At 69.7% G+C, this 25,030-nt stretch carries 24 protein-coding genes; 4 read left to right on the top strand and 20 right to left on the bottom strand.

Annotation, left to right across the window (positions count from 1 at the left end; translation table 11 throughout):
• The first annotated feature begins 20 nt into the window (after positions 1-20).
• From ACQ859_RS07465 to ACQ859_RS07455, 3 genes are read left to right on the top strand one after another with little or no spacing between them, the layout of a single operon-like run.
• Entirely contained in the window at positions 21-1,286 is a 1,266-nt protein-coding gene (locus ACQ859_RS07465) for an O-antigen ligase family protein (RefSeq protein ID WP_431265244.1), read from the top strand.
• A 9-nt stretch (positions 1,287-1,295) separates the two neighbouring features.
• Positions 1,296-2,408: a glycosyltransferase family 4 protein gene (locus ACQ859_RS07460; protein WP_431265243.1), complete on the top strand. Its 1,113-nt coding sequence runs from the start codon at positions 1,296-1,298 to the stop codon at positions 2,406-2,408.
• Between the two features lie 20 nt (positions 2,409-2,428).
• Positions 2,429-3,580, top strand: a complete 1,152-nt coding sequence (locus ACQ859_RS07455; protein ID WP_431265242.1) for a glycosyltransferase family 4 protein — start codon at positions 2,429-2,431, stop codon at positions 3,578-3,580.
• Positions 3,581-3,613: 33 nt separating this feature from the next.
• On the opposite strand, the gene ACQ859_RS07450 is transcribed toward ACQ859_RS07455, so the two are convergent.
• From ACQ859_RS07450 to ACQ859_RS07375, 16 genes are all read right to left on the bottom strand, one after another.
• The gene (locus tag ACQ859_RS07450; RefSeq protein ID WP_431265241.1) at positions 3,614-3,934 is read right to left on the bottom strand and encodes a hypothetical protein; all 321 of its coding nucleotides are present in this window, start codon (positions 3,932-3,934) and stop codon (positions 3,614-3,616) included.
• Positions 3,931-4,494, bottom strand: coding sequence for a hypothetical protein (locus ACQ859_RS07445; protein WP_431265240.1), 564 nt, complete (start codon positions 4,492-4,494; stop codon positions 3,931-3,933). The genes ACQ859_RS07450 and ACQ859_RS07445 overlap by 4 nt, the downstream gene beginning before the upstream one ends.
• Positions 4,491-5,039: a hypothetical protein gene (locus tag ACQ859_RS07440; RefSeq protein ID WP_431265239.1), complete on the bottom strand. Its 549-nt coding sequence runs from the start codon at positions 5,037-5,039 to the stop codon at positions 4,491-4,493. Before ACQ859_RS07440 ends, ACQ859_RS07445 begins: the two co-directional genes overlap by 4 nt.
• Positions 5,036-5,908 carry a hypothetical protein gene (locus ACQ859_RS07435; protein ID WP_431265238.1) on the bottom strand — a complete coding sequence of 291 codons (873 nt, stop codon included), beginning with the start codon at positions 5,906-5,908 and terminating at the stop codon, positions 5,036-5,038. Before ACQ859_RS07435 ends, ACQ859_RS07440 begins: the two co-directional genes overlap by 4 nt.
• On the bottom strand, positions 5,905-7,857 hold the full coding sequence (locus tag ACQ859_RS07430; RefSeq protein ID WP_431265237.1) for a polysaccharide biosynthesis protein: 1,953 nt from the start codon (positions 7,855-7,857) through the stop codon (positions 5,905-5,907). Before ACQ859_RS07430 ends, ACQ859_RS07435 begins: the two co-directional genes overlap by 4 nt.
• 17 nt (positions 7,858-7,874) lie before the next feature.
• A complete protein-coding gene (locus ACQ859_RS07425) occupies positions 7,875-8,468 on the bottom strand; it encodes a sugar transferase (protein ID WP_431265236.1) in 594 nt (197 codons plus the stop codon).
• A 7-nt stretch (positions 8,469-8,475) separates the two neighbouring features.
• Positions 8,476-9,672, bottom strand: a complete 1,197-nt coding sequence (locus ACQ859_RS07420; protein ID WP_431265235.1) for a DegT/DnrJ/EryC1/StrS family aminotransferase — start codon at positions 9,670-9,672, stop codon at positions 8,476-8,478.
• Positions 9,669-10,394, bottom strand: a complete 726-nt coding sequence (locus tag ACQ859_RS07415; protein WP_431265234.1) for a class I SAM-dependent methyltransferase — start codon at positions 10,392-10,394, stop codon at positions 9,669-9,671. The genes ACQ859_RS07420 and ACQ859_RS07415 overlap by 4 nt, the downstream gene beginning before the upstream one ends.
• Positions 10,395-10,475: 81 nt before the next feature.
• The gene (locus ACQ859_RS07410) at positions 10,476-11,696 is read right to left on the bottom strand and encodes a glycosyltransferase family 4 protein (RefSeq protein WP_431265233.1); all 1,221 of its coding nucleotides are present in this window, start codon (positions 11,694-11,696) and stop codon (positions 10,476-10,478) included.
• 15 nt (positions 11,697-11,711) lie between these two features.
• The gene (locus tag ACQ859_RS07405; RefSeq protein WP_431265232.1) at positions 11,712-12,860 is read right to left on the bottom strand and encodes a glycosyltransferase family 4 protein; all 1,149 of its coding nucleotides are present in this window, start codon (positions 12,858-12,860) and stop codon (positions 11,712-11,714) included.
• Positions 12,857-14,161 carry a lipopolysaccharide biosynthesis protein gene (locus ACQ859_RS07400; RefSeq protein ID WP_431265231.1) on the bottom strand — a complete coding sequence of 435 codons (1,305 nt, stop codon included), beginning with the start codon at positions 14,159-14,161 and terminating at the stop codon, positions 12,857-12,859. The genes ACQ859_RS07405 and ACQ859_RS07400 overlap by 4 nt, the downstream gene beginning before the upstream one ends.
• On the bottom strand, positions 14,158-15,411 hold the full coding sequence (locus tag ACQ859_RS07395; protein ID WP_431265230.1) for a DegT/DnrJ/EryC1/StrS family aminotransferase: 1,254 nt from the start codon (positions 15,409-15,411) through the stop codon (positions 14,158-14,160). Before ACQ859_RS07395 ends, ACQ859_RS07400 begins: the two co-directional genes overlap by 4 nt.
• Positions 15,408-15,968, bottom strand: coding sequence for an acyltransferase (locus tag ACQ859_RS07390; RefSeq protein ID WP_431265229.1), 561 nt, complete (start codon positions 15,966-15,968; stop codon positions 15,408-15,410). The genes ACQ859_RS07395 and ACQ859_RS07390 overlap by 4 nt, the downstream gene beginning before the upstream one ends.
• 8 nt (positions 15,969-15,976) lie before the next feature.
• Positions 15,977-17,080 carry a DegT/DnrJ/EryC1/StrS family aminotransferase gene (locus ACQ859_RS07385; protein WP_431265228.1) on the bottom strand — a complete coding sequence of 368 codons (1,104 nt, stop codon included), beginning with the start codon at positions 17,078-17,080 and terminating at the stop codon, positions 15,977-15,979.
• Positions 17,077-17,673, bottom strand: a complete 597-nt coding sequence (locus ACQ859_RS07380) for a DapH/DapD/GlmU-related protein (protein WP_431265227.1) — start codon at positions 17,671-17,673, stop codon at positions 17,077-17,079. The genes ACQ859_RS07385 and ACQ859_RS07380 overlap by 4 nt, the downstream gene beginning before the upstream one ends.
• A 1-nt stretch (position 17,674) precedes the next feature.
• Positions 17,675-18,739 carry a Gfo/Idh/MocA family protein gene (locus ACQ859_RS07375; protein WP_431265226.1) on the bottom strand — a complete coding sequence of 355 codons (1,065 nt, stop codon included), beginning with the start codon at positions 18,737-18,739 and terminating at the stop codon, positions 17,675-17,677.
• A 52-nt stretch (positions 18,740-18,791) separates the two neighbouring features.
• Between ACQ859_RS07375 and lysS the strand changes: the two genes are divergently transcribed.
• Entirely contained in the window at positions 18,792-20,333 is a 1,542-nt protein-coding gene (lysS, locus tag ACQ859_RS07370) for a lysine--tRNA ligase (RefSeq protein WP_431265225.1), read from the top strand.
• A gap of 228 nt (positions 20,334-20,561) precedes the next feature.
• Here lysS and ACQ859_RS07365 read toward each other — a convergent pair whose 3' ends face one another.
• The 4 genes from ACQ859_RS07365 to ACQ859_RS07350 all read right to left on the bottom strand — a co-directional run bounded on the left by ACQ859_RS07365 (position 20,562) and on the right by ACQ859_RS07350 (position 25,015).
• Positions 20,562-20,846 (bottom strand): DUF4148 domain-containing protein, encoded by a 285-nt coding sequence (locus ACQ859_RS07365; RefSeq protein WP_431265224.1) that lies wholly within the window; start codon positions 20,844-20,846, stop codon positions 20,562-20,564.
• A 284-nt stretch (positions 20,847-21,130) separates the two neighbouring features.
• Positions 21,131-21,940: an enoyl-CoA hydratase gene (locus ACQ859_RS07360; protein WP_431265223.1), complete on the bottom strand. Its 810-nt coding sequence runs from the start codon at positions 21,938-21,940 to the stop codon at positions 21,131-21,133.
• Between the two features lie 76 nt (positions 21,941-22,016).
• On the bottom strand, positions 22,017-23,264 hold the full coding sequence (locus ACQ859_RS07355; protein ID WP_431265222.1) for a DUF3108 domain-containing protein: 1,248 nt from the start codon (positions 23,262-23,264) through the stop codon (positions 22,017-22,019).
• Complete coding sequence (locus ACQ859_RS07350) at positions 23,249-25,015, bottom strand: M61 family metallopeptidase (protein WP_431265221.1); 1,767 nt, start codon at positions 25,013-25,015, stop codon at positions 23,249-23,251. Before ACQ859_RS07350 ends, ACQ859_RS07355 begins: the two co-directional genes overlap by 16 nt.
• Between the last annotated feature and the right edge of the window lie 15 nt (positions 25,016-25,030).

Here is a 25,030-nt window from a genome sequence, read left to right as displayed (position 1 = left end):
CCCACGCTCCCGCTGCACACATGAACGCTCCTGCTCCCAAGCGTCCCCACGGCATCGACCGTGCGCCAGCGATGGCGCCCAGCGTCGCGCTGCTGTCCTGGACCTTCCCGCGCGTCGGACCGTTCAAGTTCACCGAGGTGCTGGCGCTGATCAGCCTGGCCAGTGCGATGACCTCGCCCCGGACGCTCCAGCGCATCTTCAGGTGCTACGGCTTCTTCCTGCTGGCGACGCTCCTGGCTTGCCTGCCCGCGATGTTCACGCTGGGCACCGGCGACAACACCATTACCAGCGACAAGGGGCTGTATTCCTCCCCAGAGGCCTCCGTGCTGATGACCGTGGTGCGCACCCTGGCCTACCTGCTGGTGGTGACAGGCTTGACCCACTTCTTCCGGACCGCGTCCGACGCCCTGATGCGCAGGACGCTGGATTGGTGCTACCTGCTGACGCTGCTGCCGGGACTCCTGCAGATGCTCCGGATGTACTCGGGCGTCTATTTCGACCTGCCGTACTTTGAACGCGCGGGCCTCGGCCCGTTCAGCGGCGTCTACGACTCCGGGTATCTGCGCCTGATGGGCTTCGAATTCGAGCCGCTCGGCTACGGCACCAGCCTGATGGTGGTCTGCTGCCTTCGCGTGTTCGCCCGCAATCGCTGGCCGTTGCTCGGACTCGTCGTGCTGGGTCATACCTTCAGCGCGGGGGCGATCGTCGCGTCCGCCGTAGCGCTGCTGATCGGTTACCCGCATCGGCTGCGCCGATTCGTCACGCCCCTGTACGCGCTGCTGTTCACGGTGCTGTGCATCGTCGTCTGGGCCAACCTGGACGAACTGCTGACCCTGTTGTCGTTCCAGCGCTCGGCGTCGGAACGCGTCAATGCCCTGGGCATCTGCATCAACATGTGGTTGGACCATCCGTTCGGCGTCGGTCCCGGTCTGTACGGTTATTTCATGAACCTCTACGACTTGGCCAGCTTCCCTGCGCCACAGTTGGACTGGTATCCCAACAACGACCCCGCCATGTTCCTGGCCTACGGCGGCATCCTGTACCTGCTCGCCTACTTCTGGGTCTTCCATTACGCGCTGTCATCCACGCCCTCGCGCTGGATCCGCATTGCGCTCGTCGGCCTGCTGGTCCAGTCCATCAGTTCCTACATGTTCTTCAATCCTGCCGCGGCCGTGATCATCGCGATCGCACTGTCCGGCAGATCGCCGCCCCCACCCCTGCTGAAAAAGGGAAGGCGCGCCGTCCGACAACACCCCGGGTTGCAGGCGTCTGCAACCATCGCTTGATATCCCCGAATGATCTTCATCAACGGCAAGTTCCTCGCCCAATCCCTGACCGGCGTCCAACGCTACGCGATCGAGCTGCTGCAGGCCTTCGATGCGCTGCTGGCCGACGGCGCGTGGACCGCCCCCGGCCCCGTGGTGCTGCTGGTGCCCTCGACGCGCATCCAGCCGTTGCCGGCACTGCGCCACATCCAGATCCGCGAGATCCCGTCCGGCAACCTGCACGTCTGGGAGCAGGTCCGCCTGCCCTGGGCCGCGCGCGGCGCGATGCTGATCAACCTGGCCGGCAGCACGCCGCTGGTCAAGTTCGGGCAGGTCTGCACCTTCCATGACACCGCCGTCTTCGACGTGCCGTCCTCGTTCAGCGCCAACTTCGTGCGCTGGTACCGGCTGCTGTTCAACGCGCAGGGGCGGCTGAGCCGGCGCGTCCTCACGGTGTCGGAGTTCTCCAGGGGACGGCTCGTCCACCATCTGGGCATCGACGCGGACAAGGTCGCCGTCGTCCACTGCGGCGCGGACCACATGCGACGCCAGCCGGCCGATCCCGCGGTGCTCGGCAAGCTCGGCGTCGACGCCGGCCGTTACTTCCTGGCCGTCGGCAGCGCCAATCCCAACAAGAACTTCTCCCGCCTCATCGAAGCCTTCGCCGGCCTCGAGGACCCGGCTGCACGCCTGGTCGTGGTGGGGGGCAGCAATGCCACCGTGTTCGCCGACAGCTCCGATGCGGCCCGGGAGGATCCGCGCATCGTCCGCGCCGGACGTCTGACCGACGACGAGATCAAGGCGCTCTACAGCCACGCCCGCGTCTATGTGTTCCCGTCCATCTACGAAGGCTTCGGGCTGCCCCCGGTCGAAGCGATGTTCTGCGACTGCCCCGTCCTGGCCGCGCGCGCCGCGTCGATTCCCGAGATCTGCGGCAACGGCGCCGCGTTCTTCGATCCCTACGACGTGGCCGACATCCGTGCGTCGATGCGACGCGCCCTGCATGACGACGCCTGGCTGGAGGACCTGCGCCGGGCCGGCGGCGTCCGCGCCGAGACCTTCACCTGGCACAACGCCGCGCTGAGCCTCGTCCGCACGCTGTCCGACCTCGGCGTGATGCAACCGCGCCAGGCGCGCGCCTGACCCATCCGGATCCGGCCTTCATGACCTCTCGCAAGAAGATCGTCCACCTGCAACTGCTGCCGCTGATGAGCGGCGTGCAGAAGGTGTCCCTCGATGAACTGTCCCACCTGGACCCGGCGCGCTATGAACGCATCGCCGTCTGCAAGTGCGAGGGCGAGTTCACCGAACAGCTCCGCCAGATCGGCGTGCGCGTGCACCTGGTCCCGGAACTCGAGCGCGCCATCTCGCCCAAGCGGGACGTCCAGGCCTACGTCGCCTTGAGGGACTTCTTCCGTGCGGAGCGTCCCGACATCGTCCACACGCATTCCTCCAAGACCGGCATCCTGGGGCGCCTCGCCGCCAAGGCCGCCGGCGTCCCGACCATCGTCCACACGGTGCACGGCTACGCCTTCCCGGCCGAGTCACGTCCCGCCATCAAGGCCATCTTCAAGTTCCTGGAACGGCGCGCGGGCAAGGCCACCGACCGGATGATCGTGCTCAACGACACCGACGCCGCCATCGCCCGAGACCTGCTCGGCGTCCCCGACGCCCGCCTGGCACTGCTGCCCAACGGCGTGGATGTCGACACGTACGCGCCCGCCGCGCCCGAGTCACGTCGCGCGCTCCGCCGATCGGCGTTCGGCATCGACTCGGACGACCACGTCCTCGTCGGCATGGTCGGCCGGCTGTGGCTCCAGAAGAATCCGCAATGCTTCGTGCGTGCCGCGATCCGGGTCGCGGCGCAACGCGGCAAGGTCAGCTTCTTCATGATCGGCGACGGCGAGTACCGCGCCGAACTCGATGCGGCCATCCTCGCTTCCGGCCACGCGGACCGCATCCGCATCCTGGGCTGGCGCAGCGACGTGCCCGCGCTCCTGAAAGCGCTGGACCTGATGGTGCTGCCGTCGCGATGGGAAGGCATGCCACTGGCGATCCTCGAGGCGATGTCTTCCGGCGTGCCCGTCCTCGCCAGCGACATTCCCGGCAACCACCATCTCGTGCAGGACGGCAGCGACGGGCGACTGTTCCCACTGGACGACGACCAGGCGCTGGCTTCGGCGTTGATCGATCTCGTCGACGACCACGCCCTGCGTTCGCGCTTCTCCGCGCAGGCGCGGGCCAAGGTGCTGAGGCACTACAGGCTGTCCGACCGCATGGACAGGATCACCGCGATCTACGAGGGTCGACGCTGACGGACGGCCCGGACCGGCCCGCTGTTCCGCCCCTCAGCGGGGCGTCATCACGAACATCGGCACCCGATGTGCCGAGAACGACTCGCGGTTGACGGTCTCGCTGAAGGGCGGCATGTGATCGCCGACGACGACGAGGAACGGCGTCGCCTGCGATGCCGCCAGTGTCGATTCCAGACGCGCCAGCACCTCTCCCAGCTCGTGCACCATCCGGCAGGCCTGCTCCGGTGTCGATGACGCCGCACAAGCGGTCTGTAGCGCTGCTGGCAGCGGTGCCGCGTGACGAAGGTCCAGAGGCAGGTGGGTGTCCAGCGTCAGGGCATACACGAAACGCCCGGGCGTCTGCGCCTGCTTCACGGCTTCCCCAGCACCGCGCTGTCGCAGACACCGGGGAAGGCCTGGTTGCAGTTCATCGGCACAGACGGGTCGCGCTCGGCCCACCGCCAGGGTTGCAGGCCGGCGCGTGGCCACCATTCGCTGCGATCGAACATCCGCAGGCCGAAACCATGGATGCCGGTGCTGGTCACACCCTGGTCCGCGAGGCGCCGCGGCAGACAGCCGGCGGCGATGTCGTTGCTCAACCGGGTGTAGTGGCCTTGCAGGCCGCACAGCGTGCGCAGTTCCCCCGACGTCGTCGAGCCGACAAACTCCTCATCCGCGATCTGGATCGACCACCGGGCCGCCAGACGTGGCGTCGCCAGGCGCTGCGCCATCCAGTCGCGGAGCGCAGGATCGCGCGGCAGGCCCATCGATTCGACCAGCACCAGCATCGAGCTCTGTCCAGGATGCGCCGACTGCCATGCCTGCAGCGCCTGGAAAGTGGCCGGATCGCGCATCGGCGACGGCGGCCCGGACACCGACAGACTCTGCCGTTCCGCACGCCACACGTTCCATGCCGGACTCCCGGCGAAGTTCATGTTGACGATTCGGCTGTCCTTGTCCAGGCCAAAAATATGGAAGGATCCGTTGGCGGCGTCGCCCCCGCAGCCAGCAGGGCCAGGCCCAGCAATGGCAAGGCGAGCGTGCGCGAACGACGTGTCAGACGCAGCGTCAGCCAGAGACAGATCGCGAAGCCCGTCACCGCGCCCAGCAGCGACGGGGACAGGAAGGTCCGCAGGTTGAGCATGTCGACGAAACGCGCCGCATCGACGAAGTCGAAGGTCGACATGAAGTGGTAGTTCTTGGCCGCGGCCCGGATGATGTCCGCCGACCAGGCCAGGACCAGCGCGACACCGCCCGCCAGCGTCGACACACAGGCCAGCGCCGCAGCGACCAGCAGGTCGAGGTTGAACAGCGGCCGCTCCTCGGCCAAGGGTGTCTGGAAGATCCAGACGCTCAGCCACGACGGTGCATGCAACGCCACGACGATGCAGACGAAACGGACGACCAGCCATCCCCGCGGGACCGCACGCGCCGCGGGGCGCGCCCCGATCGCCCGACGGCTGTGAAAAATGGAACTCATCGAGACCCCAATGAGGACGGCGCGCCGCAATGCAGCGACGACAGCAGGTAGGCACCATCGGCGAAACGTCTCGCGTCCGCCCAGGCCGCGCAATTGTGAACGGGATGCACCAGCACGGCCGCGCCGGCGGGCCGAGCCGTCAGCGCCGGCATCCTGTCCATCGGCAGTGTGAACGCGCGGACCCCGATCCTTCCGGCCTCCGCGGCCACGTGATCGATGCGGCGATGCGCGAGATACGCCGTCAATATCGGCCCTGGCAGCGACGCCTGCGCTTGCCAGCGATTGAACAGCGCGAAGTCCCCGGGGCGATACAGCTGGAACACGACGCGCTTCGCATAGGCGGTGTCCGTCACGCGATCAACGATGCGGCGGCCCACGACCTCGAAATCCGTCTTGATGTCGAGCACGACCCAGGCGTCCGGCGGCAGCTCGGCCATGAGGGTCTCGAAGGTGCAGCCGTCTTGCACCAGGTCTCCCTGCGGCCCCGGGTCATGCTGGCAGCGCAGCACGCCCGCCTCGTCGACGAGATCGACCTCCAGCACCCGGAAGCCGGCCGCGTACGCGCGGCGCGCCGCGGCCAGCGTGTTGGCCGTGGCCGATCCCGACTCCCCCAGTGCATGGGCGATGCGCACCGGCGGCGCACCACCGGCCTGGAGCCAGGCGTAGTCCTGATCCGGCCGCAACGCCGCGGCCATGGACCAGTCCTCGTCCGTGCGCAATCGCGCCATCGTGTCCATCGCGCGTTCGCCGAGCAGTGCCGCGTCGGCACGGTGCAGCCATTGGCGCCCGCCGGCCGTCGCGGCCAGCCCGATCGCCGCAATGAACCCGAACCCCGTCAGGGCGATCACCATCGCCAACGCACGCCTCATCCCGCAGCCTCGTCGGGCGCTCGCGCCGCCACGGACGCGACTCGATCGCCGCCTCCCGGTGCCGCGGTACCCGCCTCGCGCGCGGCGCCAGGTGCGCCGTACTCGACGACCCAGCGCTTGAGGCCCGCCACCACGATGTCCCGCGCGGACTGCGCCTGATCGACAGAACCGGTGACCCAGTCGATGAGCCCGCCATCGGCCCCCACCTGCCCCAGCTTGGCGATCCTCACCCGCGCGATGCGCGTCGGCACCGTCCTGTCCGAGTCCGCGATCAGCTCCTCATAGAGCTTCTCACCCGGCCTGAGCCCGGTGAACCGGATCCCGATCTCCTGCTCCGAGCGCCCCGCCATCCGGATCATCGTCCTGGCCAGATCGACGATCTTCACCGGATCGCCCATGTCCAGCACCAGCACCTGCCCGCTCTCGCCGATCGCGCCGGCCTGCAGCACCAGCCGGGCCGCCTCGGGGATCGTCATGAAGTAGCGGATGATGTCCGGGTGCGTGACCGTCACCGGCCCGCCCCTGGCGATCTGCTCCTTGAACTTCGGGATCACGCTGCCGCTCGAGCCGAGCACATTCCCGAACCGCACCGCCATGAACTTCGTCGCATGCCCCTGCCCGGCCATGTGGCTGATGACCAGCTCTGCCGCCCGCTTCGTCGCGCCCATCACGTTGGTCGGATTCACCGCCTTGTCCGTCGAGATCAGCACGAAGCGCTCCGCGCCGGACTCCGCCGCCGCCAGGGACGCCTGATACGTCCCCAGCGTGTTGTTCCGCAGCGCCGCCCAGGCGTTCTCCTCCTCCATCAGCGGCACATGCTTGTAAGCCGCCGCATGGAAGACGATCTGCGGCCGGTACTTCCCGAACGTGAACCGCAGGTGCTCCAGATCCTTCACATCCCCGATCAGCCGCACCAGCGGGATGTGAGGGAACTTCTCCGACAGCTCCTGCTCGATCCGGTACAGCGCGAACTCGCTCAGCTCGTACAGCACGATCCTCGACGGCCCGTAGCGCGCCACCTGGCGGCACAGCTCCGAGCCGATCGACCCGCCCGCGCCGGTGATCAGCACCACCTTGCCGCCGATGCATTCGCTGATGCCGCCTTCGTCGAGCTCCACCGGCTCGCGCCCCAGCAGGTCCTCCGGCTCGATGTCGCGCACCTGGTTCACCGCGCGCCCCGCCAGCAGCTCCTGGCTGCTCGGCACCGTCAGCACCGCCAGGCCGGTCTTGCCCGCCAGATCCAGCGCGCGGCGCCGCTCCGGCGTCGTCGCCGCCGGCATCGCCACGATCACGTGCGTGATGCCGTGCAGGTCCGCCTGCCGCGTCGCGTCCTGCAGCGTGCCGATCACCGGCACGCCGGCCACGCGCGCGCCGCGTTTCTCCGGCGCATCGTCCAGGTAGCCGACAACCACCCAGCCCTGCTGGTGCTGGATCCCCGCCACCAGCAGTCGGCCGGCGTCGCCCGCACCCATCACCAGCGCGCGGCGCTGCTCCAGCGCGCTGCCGCTGATGCGGCTGCGCATGTGCTCGTACAGCATGCGGTAGCCCATGCGCATCATCGCCAGCACCATCAGCGTGAACACCGGGTGCAGCGCCAGCACGGCGCGCGGGACCTTGGTCAGCTGCGCCATCAGCACCGCCACGGCCGCGATCAGGCCGGCGGCGACGCAGACCGCCGCCAGCCGCTTGACCTCGCCGAAGCCGCTGAAGCGCCACATCCCCTTGGGCACCTGGAACGCCTTCAGCAGCAGCCCGTACAGCGCCACGATGCCCAGCATCACCCAGTGGTCGTAGTCGGGCCGGGCCTCGAACCAGCGCTCGAAACCGAGACGGAACAGATAGGTCGCCTGCCACGCGAGCGCCACCGCCGCCATGTCCAGCGCGAGCGCCGCCGCCTCGCGGTACGGGCGGATGCGCGTCAGGAATGCGTCCAGGGACAACCAGTTCATCGTGTTCTCTTGTTCTCTCAAGCCCTGATCGCGCCCAGCGTCGCCAGGATCAGCCGGATGTCACCGCCCAGGCTGGCGTTGCGCACGTAGTCGGCGGCCAGCCCCAGCTTCATCGGCATGACGACCTCGACGTACTCGCGCTCCGGATCCTCGGCCCGCGCCAGCAGTTCGCTCTCGTTGCGGAAGCTCAGCGACGCCGGATCGGTGATGCCCGGCCGCACCGACAGCACCAGCTCGCGCAGTTCCGCCGGGTACATCGCCACGTAGCGCGGCACCTCGGGCCGCGGGCCCACCAGGCTCATCGCGCCGCGCAGCACGTCCCACAGCTGGGGCAGCTCGTCGACCTTGCTCGCGCGCAGCCAGCGGCCGCTGCGCGTGATGCGCGCGTCGTCGCCGATGGTGATCTGCGGACCGAGACGGGGGGCGTCCACGCGCATCGTCCGGAACTTGTGGATGCGGAAGGTCCGGCCGAAACGCCCCACCCGCTCCTGCCGGAACATCACCGGCCCGCGCGAATCCAGCTTGATCCACACCGCCACCGCCAGCAGCAGCGGGCTCAGCAGCAGCAGCCCGAGCCCCGCGCAGACGATGTCGAAGAGCCGCTTGGCCATCTCGCGCTCAGAAGCCCAGACTGCGGCGCACCGCGGCGATCACGCGCTCGACCTGGTCGTCGGTCATCGCCGTGTACAGCGGGATCGTCACCGTGCGCTCGTAGGCCTTCTGCGACTCGGGGAACATCTCCGGCGTCAGGCCGTAGAGTTCCTGCCAGTACGGATGCTGGTGCAGCGGCACGTAGTGGACGCTACAGCCGATGCCCTGCTCGAACATGCGCTCGATGAACAGGTCGCGCGACACGCCGGCCGCCACGGCCGCATCGGACAGGCGCAGCACGTAGAGGTGCCAGCTGTGCACGTCCTCGTTGGGCGCCTTGGGCGGCAGGATCAGCGGCAGGTCCGCGAGCGCCTCGAAGTAGCGCGCGGCGATCTGCTCGCGCCGCTTCTGGAAGGCCGGCAGCCGCTTGAGCTGGTGCAGCCCCAGCGCCGCGGCGATGTCGGTCAGGTTGTACTTGAAGCCGGGCGCCACGATCTCGTAGTACCAGCTCGGCACCTTCGCGGTGAAGCGGTCGAACGCGTCGCGGTTGATGCCGTGCAGCCGCATCACGCGGGCGCGCTTGGCCAGCTCGGGATCGCGCGTGACGAGCATGCCGCCCTCGCCCGTCGTCATCGTCTTGTTGGCGTAGAAGCTGAACACGGTGGCGTTGCTGCCCATCGTGCCGATCAGTTCCTTCTCCAGCGTCGTCGGCAGCGCGTGCGCGGCGTCCTCGACGACCTTCAGGCCGTGCTTGCGGGCGATGTCCAGCAGCGTCAGCATGTCCACCGCCAGCCCGGCGTAGTGCACCGGGATGATCGCCTTCGTGCGCGGCGTGATCGCGGCCTCGATCTGGTCGATCGCGATGTTCATCGTCGCCGGGTCGATGTCGACCAGCTTCACGTCGGCGCCCAGGTAGCGCACCACTTCCGCCGTCGCGGTGAAGGTATGCGTCGTCGTGATCACCTCGTCGCCGGGGCCGATGCCCAGGGCCTCCAGCGCCAGGTGCAGGCCGGCGGTGGCGGAGTTCACCGCGATGCACTCGATCTGCGGCTCGGCCAGGAACTCGGCGAAGGCCTGCTCGAAGCGGCGGGCCTTGGGGCCGGTCGTGATCCAGCCGCTCTTGAGCGTGTCGACGACCTCGGCGATCTCCTCGTCGCCCAGCTCGGGCAGCGCGAAGGGGAGGAACGGCAGCTTGGCCTCGGACTTCGGATCGGTGGTGCTCATGGTGTCTTGGTGATCAGCGCCAGCACGTGGCTGCGCAGGAAGGGGATCGTGTTGAGGACGCGGTAGGCGCCGGGGTGCACGCGACAGGCGGCGCGCGCGATCGGCGGGGCCAGCGTGACGCGGCGCACCGCCATCCGGCCCTCGGGGAACAGCGCGCGCACGCGTCTCAGCGGCACGCCCCGGACATCGGGATTGCGCGGATTGTCGACGATGAAGTCGTACCAGAGCACCGCCCCGCCCGGCGTCAGCCAGCGCCACATCGCGTCGGCCAGCCGGCGTTGCAGGCCGTCGTCCAGGATCGACGAGAACACCGTCGACTGCAGCACCAGGTCCTGGCTGCCGGGCTCGACGTCCGCCTGCGACGCGTCGCCGGCCAGCAGCCGCACCTGCTGCGGCAGCGCGCCACGCGCGGCCTCCAGGCGCTCGGGCAGCAGTTCGATGCCGGTCAGGTGCTGCGGCAGCAGGCCCAGCCGGAGCATGTCCATCAGGTTGCCGCCCGCGCCACAGCCGACCTCGGCCATGCGCCAGCCGCTCAACGGCGCGGCGGGGTCCGCCAGCGACGCGCGGTGCGCCGCCAGCAGCCGCAGCATCGCCGCCTGGCGCTCGTGCAGCATCTGCCAGACCTCCGGGCGCAGCAGGCTGTAGCGCTCCAGCCCGGCCAGCCGCTGGTCGCGGCGGGCGTAACGCTGGGCGATGGCCTGGAGTTCTCGGTCCTGGGTCATGTCGTCGTCGGCCGGAGCCGCGGTGAAGACTGCGTTGATCGGGACTGCAGGGACGGGGGAGAAAGACAGGGGAAGGACGTTTCAGGACACCGCGTCGATGAAACGCTGCGCCAGGACAGGATAGGTGTGATTCGCCAGCACGAACTCGCGGCCGCGACGGCCCATGGCGGCGCGCTCCTCGGCCGGGACGGCGGCGAGCTTGAGCAGGCCCTCCGCGACCGCCTTCGCATCCTGCGGCGGCACCGTCAGCCCGGCACCGGCCTCGGCCACCGGGTCGTTGCCCGCCTCGACCGAATGCAGCACCGGCCGCTGCGCCATCATGTAGTCCATCAGCTTGTTGGGCGCGATGCCGAAACGGTAGATCGGCGTGCGCTGCCAGCCGATGTAGGCGATGTCGAAACCCTTCAGCAGCGACGGGATCTGCGCCTTCGGGATCGCGGGGAACATCGCGACGTTCGTCAGGCCCTCGTCGCGCACGCGCGCTTCGAGCCGTTCCCGCAGATGGCCGCCGCCGACGAGGACGAAGCGCAACGCCGGGGCCGAGTCGCGGGTCAGCTTCGCCGCATCCAGCAGTACGTCCAGCGCGTTGGGCTCGCCCATCGAGCCGGCGTAGCCGACGACGGTGCGCCCCGCCGCCCGCTCGGCGTCCAGGTGCGCCTGGATCGTGGCGTCCAGCGGCTCACCGTGCTCGGACCACTCGTCCAGCGTGATGCCGTTGGGCACGATGTGCAGCTTCTTCAGGTCGAGGCCGTGCGCGGCCATGTGCTGGTGCACCTTCGGCAGCATCGACACGACGACGTCCGCATCGCGGTAGGCGTCGTTCTCCGCCTTCTGGCAGAGCATCGCGAACGGATGCCACTTCGACATGCCCGACAGTTCGATCGGCGACAGCGGCCAGAGGTCGTGCACCTCGTAGACCAGCTTGGCCTTGGCGAGCTTCGCGACGCGGCGCGCGACCCAGATGTCCATCGGGTAGGTGCTGGAGGCGATCACGACGTCCGGCGCGAACTCGCGCGCCAGGATGTCGGCGTCCTTCCAGACCTGGCGGCAGAAGGACCAGATGTTCTTGACCCGGCCGGTGCCGTTGCCCTGGTACTCGGGCGTGTCGTAGAACAGGTAGTTCACGCCGCTCATCGCCGCCATGCCGGGCTCGGGCTGGGTGGTGCGGACATGCGAGTAGGACGCGCCCAGGATCAGCGCCTGGTGGCCCGTCCGGACCCACTCGCGGGCCAGGTAGAACGGGCGGAATTCCATGCCGTGCTTCGGCGAGCCGGCGTAGTGGTTGATCAGCAGCAGCTTCATGGGGAATGGACAGGCTCAGAGGCGCTTCAGGCGCTCGATGAAAGTCTTGACGGCGGGGGCGAACATCGCGTGTTCGGCGACCCAGGCCCGGTTGGCGGCGCCGAGGCGGTCGGCGTCGACCGAATGGCCCGCGACGTCGCTCTGGCCGACCATCAGCTGCAGCCGGTCGGCCAGCGTGGCGAGGTCGTCGCCGTCCTTCAGGATCAGGCCGTGACGGCCCAGCAGCTTCGCGTTCGGGTGCATCGCCGCATCGATGCTGGCGATGCCCCCGGTGCCCAGTACCTCGTCGTTGGCGGGCAGGTCGGACAGGATGGGCAGGCACTCGTGCGCCATCGCCTCCAGCACGGAGACGGACACCGAGTCGCTCTGCGGCAGGCTGAGGAACCAGCGGGCCGGCGCATAACGGCGGCCCTGCGAGGTCGCGTCGAGGCGACCGACGAACTCGACGCGGTCCGCCAGGCCGAGCGACGCCACCTGCGCTTCCATCGCGCCACGCAGGGAGCCGTCGTTCGCGACGACCAGTCGCGCCTCGGGCTGCTTCGCGGCGATCGCGGCGAAGACCTCGATCACGCGATGCGGCCGGTAGATCGGCTCCAGCCCGCGGTTGGCGTAGAAGAGCCAGGGCTGCTTGCGGACGTTCTGCTTGGGCAGTTGCTCCAGCCCGAACGGGAAGGTCATCACCTCGGCCGCGCCCAGCTCGCGCATGCGGGCGCTCATGTGTTCGGAGTCGGAGGTCGTGATCGCGCAGGCCTTCAGCACCTTCGTCGTCAGCCAGCGGTAGGCCCAGCCCTGGTCCGGCGTGACGAGGATGTCGCTGCCCCAGGCGGAGCCGGCGATCTTCGCGCGCAGCTTCCAACCGCGGCGCGCGGCCCAGGCCAGCGTGCCGTGCGAGGTCAGGTAGTGCGCATGCAGCCAATCGGCGTCGACCCGCTTGAGCCAGGCACCGAGCGCCGGCAGCTGCTTCAGCACCGCGATGTTGCCGCCGGCGTGCGCGGGATCGGTGTCCAGCGCGAGGCGGCGGTCCTCGGGGATCAGGAACTGGAACTCCGGCGCGAAGCCGCGCGTGGACGCGGCCCACAGTTCGAGCTCGCGCTGCTGCGACAGCGCGCGCGCCCATTTCAGGAGGTGGGGACTTTCGCCGTCACCGATCAGGACCAGTCTCATGCAGGGGCTCCGTGCAGGGCAGGACGCGGCGCGGAGCCGCGCACCAGCCACGCCAGATAGATCGCGAAATAGACCGGCAGCAGCACCGCGATGGCGGCCAGCGCCGTCGTCAGCGCACCGCCGGTACTCAGCACCAGCGCGACCGGCAGCACATACAGCGCGTTACCGACCAGGCTGAAGACCAGCGCGCCGCGCTGGCGGCCGGTGACCATGGGCGTGACCGTCAGCGGCGCCGCGATGAAATGCGCCGCGACATACGGGGCAAGCCAGCGTCCATACTCGCCGGCACGGGCCCAGTCGTCGCCCAGCAACCAGCCGAACAGCGCCGGCCCGATCGCGATCAGCACGACCATGCAGGGCAGCGCGACCATCGCCAGCAGCCGGATGCCGCGCAGCAGGCGCGGACGGAGATCGACGCCGCGCTGCCAGTCGCGGGCGAGCTCGCCGAGCAGCGCCTCGGACAGCGCGCCGCCGACCAGCGTCGCCGGCGCCTTCACGAGACGCACCATCAGCGCGTAGTAGCCGGCCGTCGCGGCGTCGGCCCAGGCGGCGATCATCGCGAGCACCAGGGTTTCCTGCGCCGCGTTGACGAAGGCATGCGGGCTGTTCAGCAACGGGAACTGCTTGTAGCGCCAGGCCAGGCGCCGCAGATGGCGCCAGTGCCAGGTCTTGCCGGCCCGGTCCAGCCGTGTCGCACGGCGCCAGCGGGCCCCGCGCCGCAGCAGCCACAGCGGCGCGAGCAGCGCGGCCAGGCTCTGCGACAGCACCAGCGCCGCGACGCCGGCGAAGCCGCCCAGCGCGGCGGCGGCCTGGGCGGCGGCCATCACGGTCTGCTGCAGCACGCGGGCCTGAGCGATCACGTCGATGCGGCCCTGGCGGTTGTTCCACAGGCTCAGCGCCTGCTGCATGCCAGCCAGCGCGACCACCGGGGCGAGCATCAGCAGCCAGGGGTCCAGCTGGTCGAGCGCCACCCAGCGCCCGCCGAGCTTCGCGTGATGCGCCATCACCAGGTGCCAGCCCGTGGCCCCGACCGCCGTGAGCAGGCCCATGCCGAGCGCGATCCACAGCGCCAGCTGCAGCACCAGCGCGGCCTCGCCGTCGCGGCGGGGCAGGACGATGGCGAACTCGTAGCGCGCGTTGGCGATCGTCGCGAGGTTCGCGGCCAGCGCCACGAACAGCGCCCAGTGGCCGAGCGCCTCCGCGCCATACCAGCGCGTCAGCAGCGGCGCGATCAGCATCGGGATCGCCTGCGTGAACATGGACGCGCCGGCGAGCTGGGCGAAACGGCGGCGGACGGTCATCGGACCTTGCCCCCGTGGCGTTCCGCGATCGCGCGCAGGTCGGCGCGTTGCGACGGGCGCAGCCGCGCATGCCGTCCCAGCGGCAGGTTGAGCACGGTGCGCGCGGCGCGCTCGCCGTTCAGGCACTCGCCTTCGGTATAGCCGAAGCGCCGGCTGCCGCGCGGATGGACGACGTCGTCGAACCAGGTGCCGCCGACGATGCCGACGTCCTCGAGCGCCGCGATCGCCGCGTCGCGCGTCGCGGCGTCCGGCAGCAGCAGCGGATAGCGCAAGAGCACGGCACCGGGCGCGCGCACGGGCCATTCCCAGCCCGGCAGATTCGCCAGCAGCGCGTCGTAGTCCTGGGCCTGCGCGCGGCGCAGCGCGTGGACCTCGTCACAGCGTCGCGCCTGCATCAACCCCACCGCCGCGCTCAGCGGATGCAGGCCGGCGCGGTAGTCGGGCGCCGTCTCTCCGGCGACCTCGCTGTCCGGCGTCTTCGCGACGACCCCCAGCATCCGCGACGGCGCCCGCAGCAGCGCGGTGAGCGCCTGCAGCGCCGGGCGCGGCAGGCTCATCGTCAGGCGGTGCCAGCACAGGGTCAGCAGCTGCTTGACCACGGTCGACGTCGCTGGCGCCCGCAGCGCGGGCATGCGCGCCGCGAAGCGCTGGCGCAATGCGGCGTCGTGGATGACCAGCGCGCCGCCGATGCCGGTGGTCAGCGGCTTCGAATACTCGAAGCTGAAGAACGCCGCGTGCCCCAGGGTGCCGACCGTGCGGCCGATCGCATCGGTGCTGCCCCAGGCGTGGGCGGCGTCCTCGACGAACACCACGTCCGGATGCTTCGCGCGCAGCGCGTCCAGGCCCTCGGTGACGAGGCCGAAGTTGTGCGGCACGACGACGAGCCGGGTGTCCGTGGAAATCTCGTTGGAGATGGCGTCGGGCGTCGGGTTGAAGTCGTCCCGCGCGATGTCGACGTAGCGCACCGCGAGTCCCAGGTGCATGAACACGTTGGGCACGACGACGCAGGTGTAGCCCGGCAGCAGCACCTCCGAGCCGATCGGCAGGTCCAGCGATGCGACGAACGCGTGCAGCGCCGCGCGCCCCGTGCCGAACAGGCGGACCTCCCCGGCCTCTGCCGGATCGAGGCCGAGGGAACGGGCGAAGGCGGCGCGGAAATCCTCGACGCCGGCCTCGCCGCGGCGGAGCCAGTGCCGGAGCGCGCCGGGCAGGTCGCGCCAGCGCAGCGCGCCGGCGACGTGACCCTTCACGGGCCGGTCGACGGCGGACGGGCCCCGTCGATCCGGTGGAGCGGCCGCGCCGGCACGCCGCCGTAGACCCAGCCGCTGGGCAGGTGGCCTCGCACCACCGCATGCGCCGCGACGACGACGCCGTCGTCGATGAAGCTGCCCGGCAGCACCGTCACGCGGGCGCCGATGAACACGTTGCTGCCGATGCGGATCTCGCCGCGCCGGTAGTGGTCGCGGAACAGGCCGTCGGCCGTCACGGCGTTGGACTCGCAGAACAGCATCAGGCCGGGACCGATGGCGACGTCGTCGCCGATCGACAGCGCCTGGTCGCCCACCAGCAGGTAACCGCCCGGGGCGATGTGGCTGCGCGCGCCGATCGTGAAGCGGCCCTCGCCCGTGGCGAGGATCTGGACGTCGCGGTACAGGATCGAGCCCGCACCCAGCGCGCTGCCCGCACCGCAGCGCACGCGCGTGCCGGGGTGGATCTGCGCGCGCACGCCCACGTCCAGTCCCAGCCACGCCGCGACCCGCGCGCGCATCCGGGCGCGCACCGCATCCAGCGTGTAGCCGATCAGCATCGGGGCGGTCAGGTCAACGCCGCCCGCAGCGCGGCGACGACCTGGTCCTGCTGCGCCTCGCTCAGGTCGGGGCTCATCGGCAGGCTCATCACGCGCTGGGCGGCGGCTTCCGAGTTCGGCAGCGGCGTCGCGACGCGGCAGCGCTGCTCATAGGCGGGTTGGCGGTGCAGCGGCTTCGGGTAATGGACCGCGGTCGGGATGCCGGCCTGCTTCAGCGCCTCGGCCACCGCGTCGCGGCGGTCGACCTGCACGGTGAACTGTGCCCACACGCAATCGCGGTCCTCGCGCACCGCCAGGCGCTGCAGCGGCAGCCCGGCGATCAGGCGCTGGTAGCGCTCGCCGAGGGCCAGGCGCTGCGCGATCTCCCAGTCGAAGCGCTCCAGCTTGCCCAGCACCACCGCGCACTGCAGCGTGTCCATGCGGCCGCCGACGCCCACCCGCGTGTGCGTGTAGCGCTGGCTCTGGCCGTGCACGCGGATCTCGCGCGCGGCCTGCGCCAGCGCGTCGTCGTCGGTGAACAGCGCGCCGCCGTCGCCGTAGCAGCCCAGCGGCTTGCTCGGGAAGAAGCTGGTCGCGCCCCAGGTCGACAGGCCGCAGCTCTTCCTGCCCTTGTAGGAAGCGCCGAAGCTCTGCGCGGCGTCCTCGATGACGGGGATGTTCCCGTGCTTCGCGGCGATCGCATTGATCGCGTCCATGTCGCAGACCTGGCCGTAGAGGCTCACCGGCATGATGGCCTTCGTGCGCGGCGTGATCGCCGCCTCGATCAGCGTCGCGTCGAGGTTGCAGCTGTCGGGCTCGATGTCGACCAGCACCGGCACGCCGCCCAGCAGCACGATGGTCTCGACCGTCGCGGCGAAGGTGAAGGGCGTCGTGATGACCTCGTCGCCGGGCTGCAGGTCCAGCGCCATCAGCGCGATCAGCAGCGCCTCGGTGCCGCTGGCCACGGTGATGCAGTGCTTCGTGCCGACGTAGGCGGCCAGCGCCGTCTCCAGCTCCTTGACCTCCGGGCCCATGATGTACTGGCCGTGGTCCAGCACGCGTTGGATGCGCGCGTCGATCGTGGTCTTCAGCGCGGCGTACTGGGCCTTGAGGTCGATGAAGGGAAGGCTCATGGCGCGGGATCCTGGGTCTTGACCAGCGTCAGCGTCTGGCCGTCGAGTTCATAAAGATCGCCGCCGGCGGGGCAGGTCGCGCGGCCCCGGCCCTCGACCGGCAGATCGAGCTTCTCGCCGTGGCGGCTCATCCAGCCGATCTGGCGGGCCGGCACGCCGACCATCAGCGCATAGGACTTCACATCGCCCTTGACCACGGCGCCGGCGCCGACGAAGGCGTACTCGCCGATCGTCGCGCCGCAGACGACGGTGCAGTTCGCGCCCAGCGTCGCGCCGCGCTTCACCAGCGTGCGGCGGTATTCGCTCTTGCGCGGCACCGCCGAGCGCGGGTTGTAGACATTGGTGAAGACCATCGACGGGCCGCAGAAGACGTCGTCCTCCAGCGTCACCGCGTCGTAGACCGACACGTTGTTCTGGATCTTCACGTTGCGGCCGATCGTCACGTCGTTGCCGACGTACACGCCCTGCCCCAGCGAGCAGCCGTCGCCGACGCGCGCGCCCGCGCACACGTGGCTGAAGTGCCAGACCTTGGTGCCCGCGCCGAGCTGGGCGCCGTCGTCGACGACGGCCGAGGCGTGCTGCCAGAAACTCATGTCAGAACACCAGCGGCAGGCCGACGCGCTGGCCGTCGCGCGCGCTGCGGTAGCAGGCCACCAGCAGCTCCAGCGAGCGCAGGCCCTCGTAGCCGTCCACCTGCGCCTGCGCCTCGCCGCGCAGCGTCTGGATGACGTTGTCATAGTAGGCGGCGTGGCCGAAGCCGTAGACGCTGGTCGTCTCGTAGCTGGCGTTCTTCACCAGTTCGTCGTCGGGATGCGGCGTGTCGAAGGTCCAGTGCTCGATCTTGTTGACGGCGGTGCCGCCGATCTTGACCGTGCCCTTCTCGCCCAGGATGGTGATCGAGCCTTCCAGGTTCTGCGGATAGGTCAGCATCGTCACGTTGATGCTGGCCAGGCCGCCGTGGCGCAGGCGCAGGGCCAGCACGCCGGTGTCCTCGGCCTCGATGTCGCGGGCCAGGGTGGCGGTGTAGGCGTGGACGTTGTCCACCGGTCCCACCAGCCAGTCCAGCAGGTCGACGTAATGGCTGGCCTGGTTCATGAAGGCGCCGCCGTCCATGTCCCAGCGGCCGCGCCAGCGGGCGGCGTCGTAATAGCTCTGCGGGCGGGTCCAGAACACGTTGACCGTGCTCATGAAGATCCGGCCGAAGCGGCCTTCGTCCAGCGCCTTCTTGACCAGCTGCACGGTCGCGTTCAGTCGGTTCTGCTTCACGACGAACAGCTTCACGCCCGCGTCGCGGCAGGCGCGGACCATGGCCTGGCCTTCCTCGAACTTGGTCGCCATCGGCTTCTCGCTGAGCACGTGGCGGCCGGCCTGGGCGCAGGCGATGGCCTGCTGCGCATGCAGCCCGCTGGGCGTGGACAGCACGATCAGGTCGGCGTCCGAGCCCGCCAGCAGCGCGTCCAGCGAGGCGAAGCCGCGGTCCGCGGGCAGGCCGGTCTGGGCCAGCGCGGCCGTGACGGCCTCGGGGCGCGTATCGCAGACGGCGACCAGCTCCGCGCGGCCCTGATGCCGGGTCAACGCGTCGACGTGATTCTTGGAAATGCGGCCGCAACCGACCAGGGCGACGCGGACCGGGCGGTCCAGGATGGGGAACTGAGACATGGGGCGCGATTTTAAGAGCCTAAAATCGCCCCCTGCCTTTTTGCAGCCCACGATGAGCCAGCCCCAAGACCCCCAGACCGGCAACGACACGCCGGCGCCCGCCCAAGACGAGAACAAGCTGATCGCCGAACGCCGCGAGAAACTCGCCGCCGTCCGCGAAAAAGCCAAGGCCAAGGGGGTCGCGGCCTTCCCCAACGACTTCAAACCGCAGCACCGCGCGCAGCCGCTGCAGACGCAGTACGGCGAGCTCCCGAACGAGGAGCTCGAGCCGCAGGCCGTCACGGTGACGGTGGCCGGCCGCATGATGCTCAAGCGCATCATGGGCAAGGCCAGCTTCGCCTCGCTGGCCGACGCGACCGGCTCGATCCAGCTCTTCCTGTCCAAGGATGCGCTGGGCGAGGAGGTCTACAACGACTTCAAGCACTACGACCTGGGTGACATCCTGGGTGCCGAGGGCACGCTCTTCCGCACCCGCACCGGCGAGCTGTCGGTCAAGGTCACGACCCTGCGCATGCTCACCAAGAGCCTGCGTCCGCTGCCGAGCAAGTTCCACGGCCTGGCCGACCAGGAGCAGAAGTACCGCCAGCGCTACGTCGACCTGATAACCGACGGCGACGCCCGCGCGCGCTTCGTGGCGCGTTCCAAGGCCGTGTCCTCGATCCGCTCGTACATGGTCGAGAACGGCTTCCTGGAAGTCGAGACGCCGATGCTGCACCCGATCCCGGGTGGTGCGAACGCCAAGCCGTTCATCACGCACCACAACGCGCTGGACCAGGAGATGTACCTGCGCATCGCGCCGGAGCTCTACCTGAAGCGCCTGGTGGTGGGCGGGTTCGAACGCGTCTTCGAGATCAACCGCAACTTCCGCAACGAGGGGATCAGCGTCCGGCACAACCCCGAGTTCACGATGATGGAGTTCTACGCGGCCTACTGGACCCACCAGGAGGTCATGAGCTTCACCGAGGAAGTGATCCGCCACGCCGCGCGCGCCGCCACCGGCAGCGCCCAGGTCAGCTACGCGGGCAAGCCGGTCGACCTGGAGAAGCCGTTCACGCGCCTGTCGGTGCGCCAGTCGCTGATCGTGCACGCGGGCGTGACGGAAGCCGAGGCCGATGACGCCGAGGTGCTGCGCGCCAAGCTCAAGGAACTGGGCGAGGAAGCGCCGAAGCACTGGGGCCTGTCGGCGCTGCAGTTCGGGATGTTCGAGGCGGCGGTCGAGGAGAAGCTCTGGGAGCCGACCTTCATCGTCGACTACCCGGTGGAGGTCTCGCCGCTGGCACGCGCGTCGGATGCAGATCCGACCATCACCGAGCGTTTCGAGCTGTTCATCACCGGCCGCGAGTATGCCAACGGCTTCTCCGAGCTGAACGATGCCGAGGACCAGGCCGCGCGCTTCCAGTCGCAGGTCGCCAACAAGGATGCGGGCGACGAGGAGGCGATGTTCTTCGACGCCGACTTCATCCGTGCCCTGGAGTACGGCATGCCTCCGACGGGTGGTTGCGGCATCGGCATCGACCGTCTGATGATGCTGATCACCGACAGTCCCTCGATCCGCGACGTGATCCTCTTCCCCGCGCTGCGCCGCGAAAGCTGATCCAGGCGCACCGCACGCGCACCACCTGACCCCATTCAACGTGGAGTCAGCGGCTGCGAATTGGGGCCGGAATGGGGCTGGGGGTTCGCGGACGCGATGCCCCCTGCCCCGTGGAGTGCCCGCGCTAGGCCTCCCGAACGCAAAAAGGACACCCGAGGGTGTCCTTTTTCCTTGCTGGCCCCCAGGCCGGCCGGTGCGTCCGGCAGTGTCTCGGGGGAAGCGTCGGCCTTACTTGGCCGAGTTGCCTTCAGTGGCCGCGCCCTTCTTGGCAGCGGTCTTCACGGCGGCCTTCTTGGCGGCGATCTGGGCCGAGGTCGGCGAATTGATGCCGTTCTCCAGCGAGCCGACGCCTTCCTGTTCGGAGGTCAGCGCAGCCAGTTCGCCGGATTCACGGGCGGCTTGCAGCTCGGCGATGACTTCGGCGCGGGTCTTCTGGACCGGTTCGGCGGCGAAGGTGGCGCCGGCGGTCAGGAAGGCGGCGGCGATCAGGGTGGTCTTGATGAAGGTGTTCATGGCGGGCTCCTAGCGGTTCGTTGCACCGGACTCCGCACTCCGCGTCGTCCATGGGTTGAACTCTAGGCGCCACCGCCTAGGGGAAACACTAGGCAATCTGGAAAGATCCGTTCACGGATTGTCAACAATCCCCCAAGCGGTAACTCGGCGTACACCGATCGGGGTCAAGGATTGTTTCAATCAGGGCCGGGAATGGGGTGGACTGCCGAGGCCGCTGGCCCTCACCCCCACCCTCTCCCGCGGCGCGGGAGAGGGGCCACCCCAGTGCTCCTGCGGCGAATGGCTCAGCTGTGCTTGAACACCGGCGCCCGCTTCGCCAGGAACGCGTCCATGCCCTCGCGCTGGTCGTCGGAGCCGAACAGCGCGTGGAAGTAGCGGCGCTCGATCGCGACGCCGTCGGTCAGCGGTCCCTGGTAGGCCAGGTTGACCAGCTCCTTGATCAGCATCGTCGACGGGCCGCTGAAGCCGTTGATCGTCTCCGCCGCCGCCAGTGCCTCGGGCATCAACTGCTCCGCGGCCACCACCCGCGACACCAGCCCGGCGCGTTCCGCCTCGGCCGCATCCATCATGCGGGCCGTCAGCAGCATGTCCATCGCCTTGCTCTTGCTGACCGCGCGCGGCAGGCGCTGCGTGCCGCCCGCGCCGGGAATGATGCCCAGCTTGATCTCCGGCTGGCCGAACCGCGCCGTGTCCGCCGCGATCAGGAAGTCGCACATCATCGCCAGCTCGCAGCCCCCGCCCAGCGCAAAACCTGCCACCGCGCCGATCACCGGCTTGCGCACCTGCAGGATGGTCTCCCAGTTCTTGGAGATCAGCCCGCTCTTGAACGCCGACATGAAGGTGTGCGGCGCCATCGTCGGGATGTCCGCGCCCGCCGCGAAGGCGCGCTCGCTGCCGGTCAGCACGATGCAGCCGATGCCGTCGTCCGCGTCGAAGGCCAGCAGCGCGCGGCCCAGCTCGTCCATCAACGGGTCGCTCAGCGCGTTCAGCTGCTTCGGGCGGTTCAGCCGGATCACGCCGGTCTTGCGATCGCCGGCACCGGCGACCTCCACCAGGATGTTCTCGAACGTCACGCCGGTCAGGGCTGGGATCATGGGATGTCTCCTTGAACTGGAATGGCGGCAACTATAGGGGCGCCCTTGGACCGCGATGCCTGCGGCCTCGGGACGTTCAGGGGCTCGCGGCGGAGGCCGGCACGCCCGGCACCGCTGGGGCCTGCGCCTGCTTCGGCGGCGCCTTCAGCACCAGGTCGATGTGGGTGTGCGGGTCCTGCGGCCGGTTCTGCCAGATCCGCACCCGCACGGGCAGGTACTGCAGCGACGGTGCCAGCCAGAACTCCGCCTGCATGTCGCCCCGCGTGTCGGTCATGTCGGAATCCACGTGCCACGCCGGGATGGGCCCCAGCGGCGTCGCGACGTCCTCCAGGTCCCTGATCTTGTAGCGCCACAGATGCACGTTGCGTGGCAGCGCCAGCGGCTGCTGGATCAGCAGGTCGCCCTGCACCGCCTGCCGGCCGGTCAGGAACAGCCAGGTGAACTGCACGAACTGGCTGGCCGCGTCCTGCGTGCCGTCGGGTACCGGCTCGCGGCGACCATCGGCCAAGCGCACGCCGCCGAGATCGAAGAGCATCGTCGTCTGGCGCTTCCCGCCCGCGAGCCCGCCGGTGATCTCGTCGAAGCGCTTCGGTGCCAGGCCCAGGGGCGTGATGTCGCCATCGCTGCTCATCCGGCGCGACATCAACGGCGCGATCTTCGGACCGATCCAGGCTTCCAGGTGGACCTGGTAGTGCGATCCCTCGCGCAGCCATTGCACGCGGGCATCGCCGTAGATGGGGCCGCGGAAATCGCCGGTGAGCTTGTAGTCGAGTTCCGTCGACAGCGGCCACTCGATGCCCGGCGTCCACTCGCCGACCGCGTCGGACACCGCCAACGCCGGTGGCATGGCCAGCGCCTGCAATTCAGGCGGCGGCTCGCTGGCGGCGGGATCGGGCGGCAGCGGCGCCGGTCCCTCGCCGAGCGCCGGCATCGATTCGATGCGGCGTTGCGGCGTGCCCGGTGGTTCGTCCTTCGGCGGCGTGGTCGACGGCGCCGGGGGTGGCGCCGGGGCGAGTTCCCGGACGAAGGCAGCCTGCAGCCGCTCCGGTTCCGGCGTGTCGGGCATCCATTGGTCGTGGAGTTCGCGGGCGCCGCTCAGCAGCCAGAGATGCGCGGCGATCACCGCCCCCGTGAGCCCCGCCAGCGCGACGTGGTGACGGCGCACGCGTGCCGCCGCCTCGCGCCAGCGGCGCGGATCGGCCAGGCGCGTCGCGACGGCCACCGCACCCCTTGCGGTCGCGGACAGCCCGCGGCCGACCACCCGTCCGGCGTCCTGGATCTGCCGGATCTCGAGGGCGAGCCGCCGTCTCAGCCACCCAGCCATGCGCGCCGCAGGCTTTGCGCACGCGCGGGCGCCTTGTCGAGCAGACCCAGGCAGACCGGCCGCGCGGCGCTGTCCTGCGTCGGCAGCGTCAGCGCGAGCGTCAGCATCCGCTGGTCACGCGTCACCAGCAGCTCGAGCCGTTGCGGGTCGACGTGGTTCAGGGTCAGCGGCAGGTCCTCGAGCTTGCGCACGCGCCAGCCGTTGCAGGCGACGATCTCGTCGCCCGCGCTCAGTCCCGCGGACAGCCCGGCGCCGTCGAGCAGCACGTTCTTGACCGTCACGATGCCGTCGTTCTCCGTCACCCGCAGGCCCAGGCGCTGCGCCAGCGTCGGCTTGTCCAGGCACCAGCGCACGCCAACGCGTTCCAGCAGCTGGGGCAGCGGCAGGTCCTCGGTGCCGTGCACCCAGGTCGACAGCGTCTGCGCGACCGCCTCGCCGCCGATGTCGACGAGCTTCTGCAGGATCTTCGCCTCGCTGACCGGACCGCCGCCCGTGTCCTTCCACAGGCCGCGCATCAGGTCGTCCACCGACTGCGGCTTCTCGCATTTCTCCGCGCCGCGCAGCGACAGGTCCAGCGCCAGCGCCACCATCGATCCCTTGGCGTAGTAGCTGACCACCGCGTTGGGCGTGTTCTCGTCCTGGCGGTAGTACTTGGTCCAGGCCTCGAGGCTGGACCGCGCCACGCTCTGGTGCTTGCGCCCCGGCGCGCCCAGCACCTGCGTGAGCGTGTTGGCGATCAGCTTCAGGTAGCGGGCCTCGTCGATCAGGCCGGCGCGGACCAGGAAGAGGTCGTCGTAGTACGAGGTGAAGCCCTCGAAGAACCACAGCAGCTCGGTGTAGTTCTCCTGCTCGTAGTCGTAGCGCTCGAACACGTCCGGCCGCAGCCGCTTGACGTTCCAGGTGTGGAAGTACTCGTGGCTGATCAGCCCGAGCAGCTTGACGTAGCCGTCGCTGGTCTCGGCCTGGCCCAGGCGCGGCAGATCGCGACGCGCCGCGATCAGCGCCGTGCTGGCGCGGTGCTCCAGGCCGCCGTAGCCGTCGTCGGTGCAGTTCAGCAGGAACACGTAGCGCGACATCGGCGGCTTGCTCTTGCCGCAGTGCCAGAAGGCGATCTGCGTCTCGCAGATCTTCTGCGCGTCGCGCAGCAGACGCTCGCCGTCGAAGATCGGCAAGGCGCCGGACACGACGAATTCATGCGGCACGCCGCCGGCGACGAATTCGCCGCGCCAGAACGGCCCCAGCTCGAACGGGTGATCGGCCAGCTCGTCGTAGTCGGCGGCCTCGAACTGCAGCGGCGCGTCCTCGACCGGCGTCATCGCCGTGGCGACGTCCCAGCCCTGCGGCAGGCCGGTGAGCTCGACGCGGTGCGGCAGCTCGTCCTTGCCGTGCGCGCGCAGGCACAGGCTGGTGGCGTTGAAGAAGCCGCGCTGCGCGTCCAGGAAGGCGGCGCGCACGGAGGTGTCGAAGGCGTAGACCGGGTAGCTGACCACCAGCGCGCCGCGGCCGGCGCAGTCGAATTCCCAGCGGTTCTTCGCCGTCTGCGTGACCAGCACCTCGCGCTGGCCCTGACGCGCCGTGACGGCGCCGAGGTGACGGGAGAACTCCCGCACCAGGTAGCTGCCCGGGATCCAGACCGGCAGGCTCAGGGCCTGGCGCGGCTCGGGGGCCGGCACGGTCAGCGTGACCTCGAAGCGGTGCGCCTGCGGGTCGGCGACGGCGATGCGGTAATGGATCGTGGGGCGAGCGGTCATGGGGAACAGCCTACC

This window comes from Roseateles chitinivorans, from assembly GCF_050632235.1.
Lineage (GTDB): Bacteria > Pseudomonadota > Gammaproteobacteria > Burkholderiales > Burkholderiaceae_C > Roseateles > Roseateles chitinivorans_A.
This window is presented reverse-complemented; position numbering and strand designations above follow the sequence as displayed.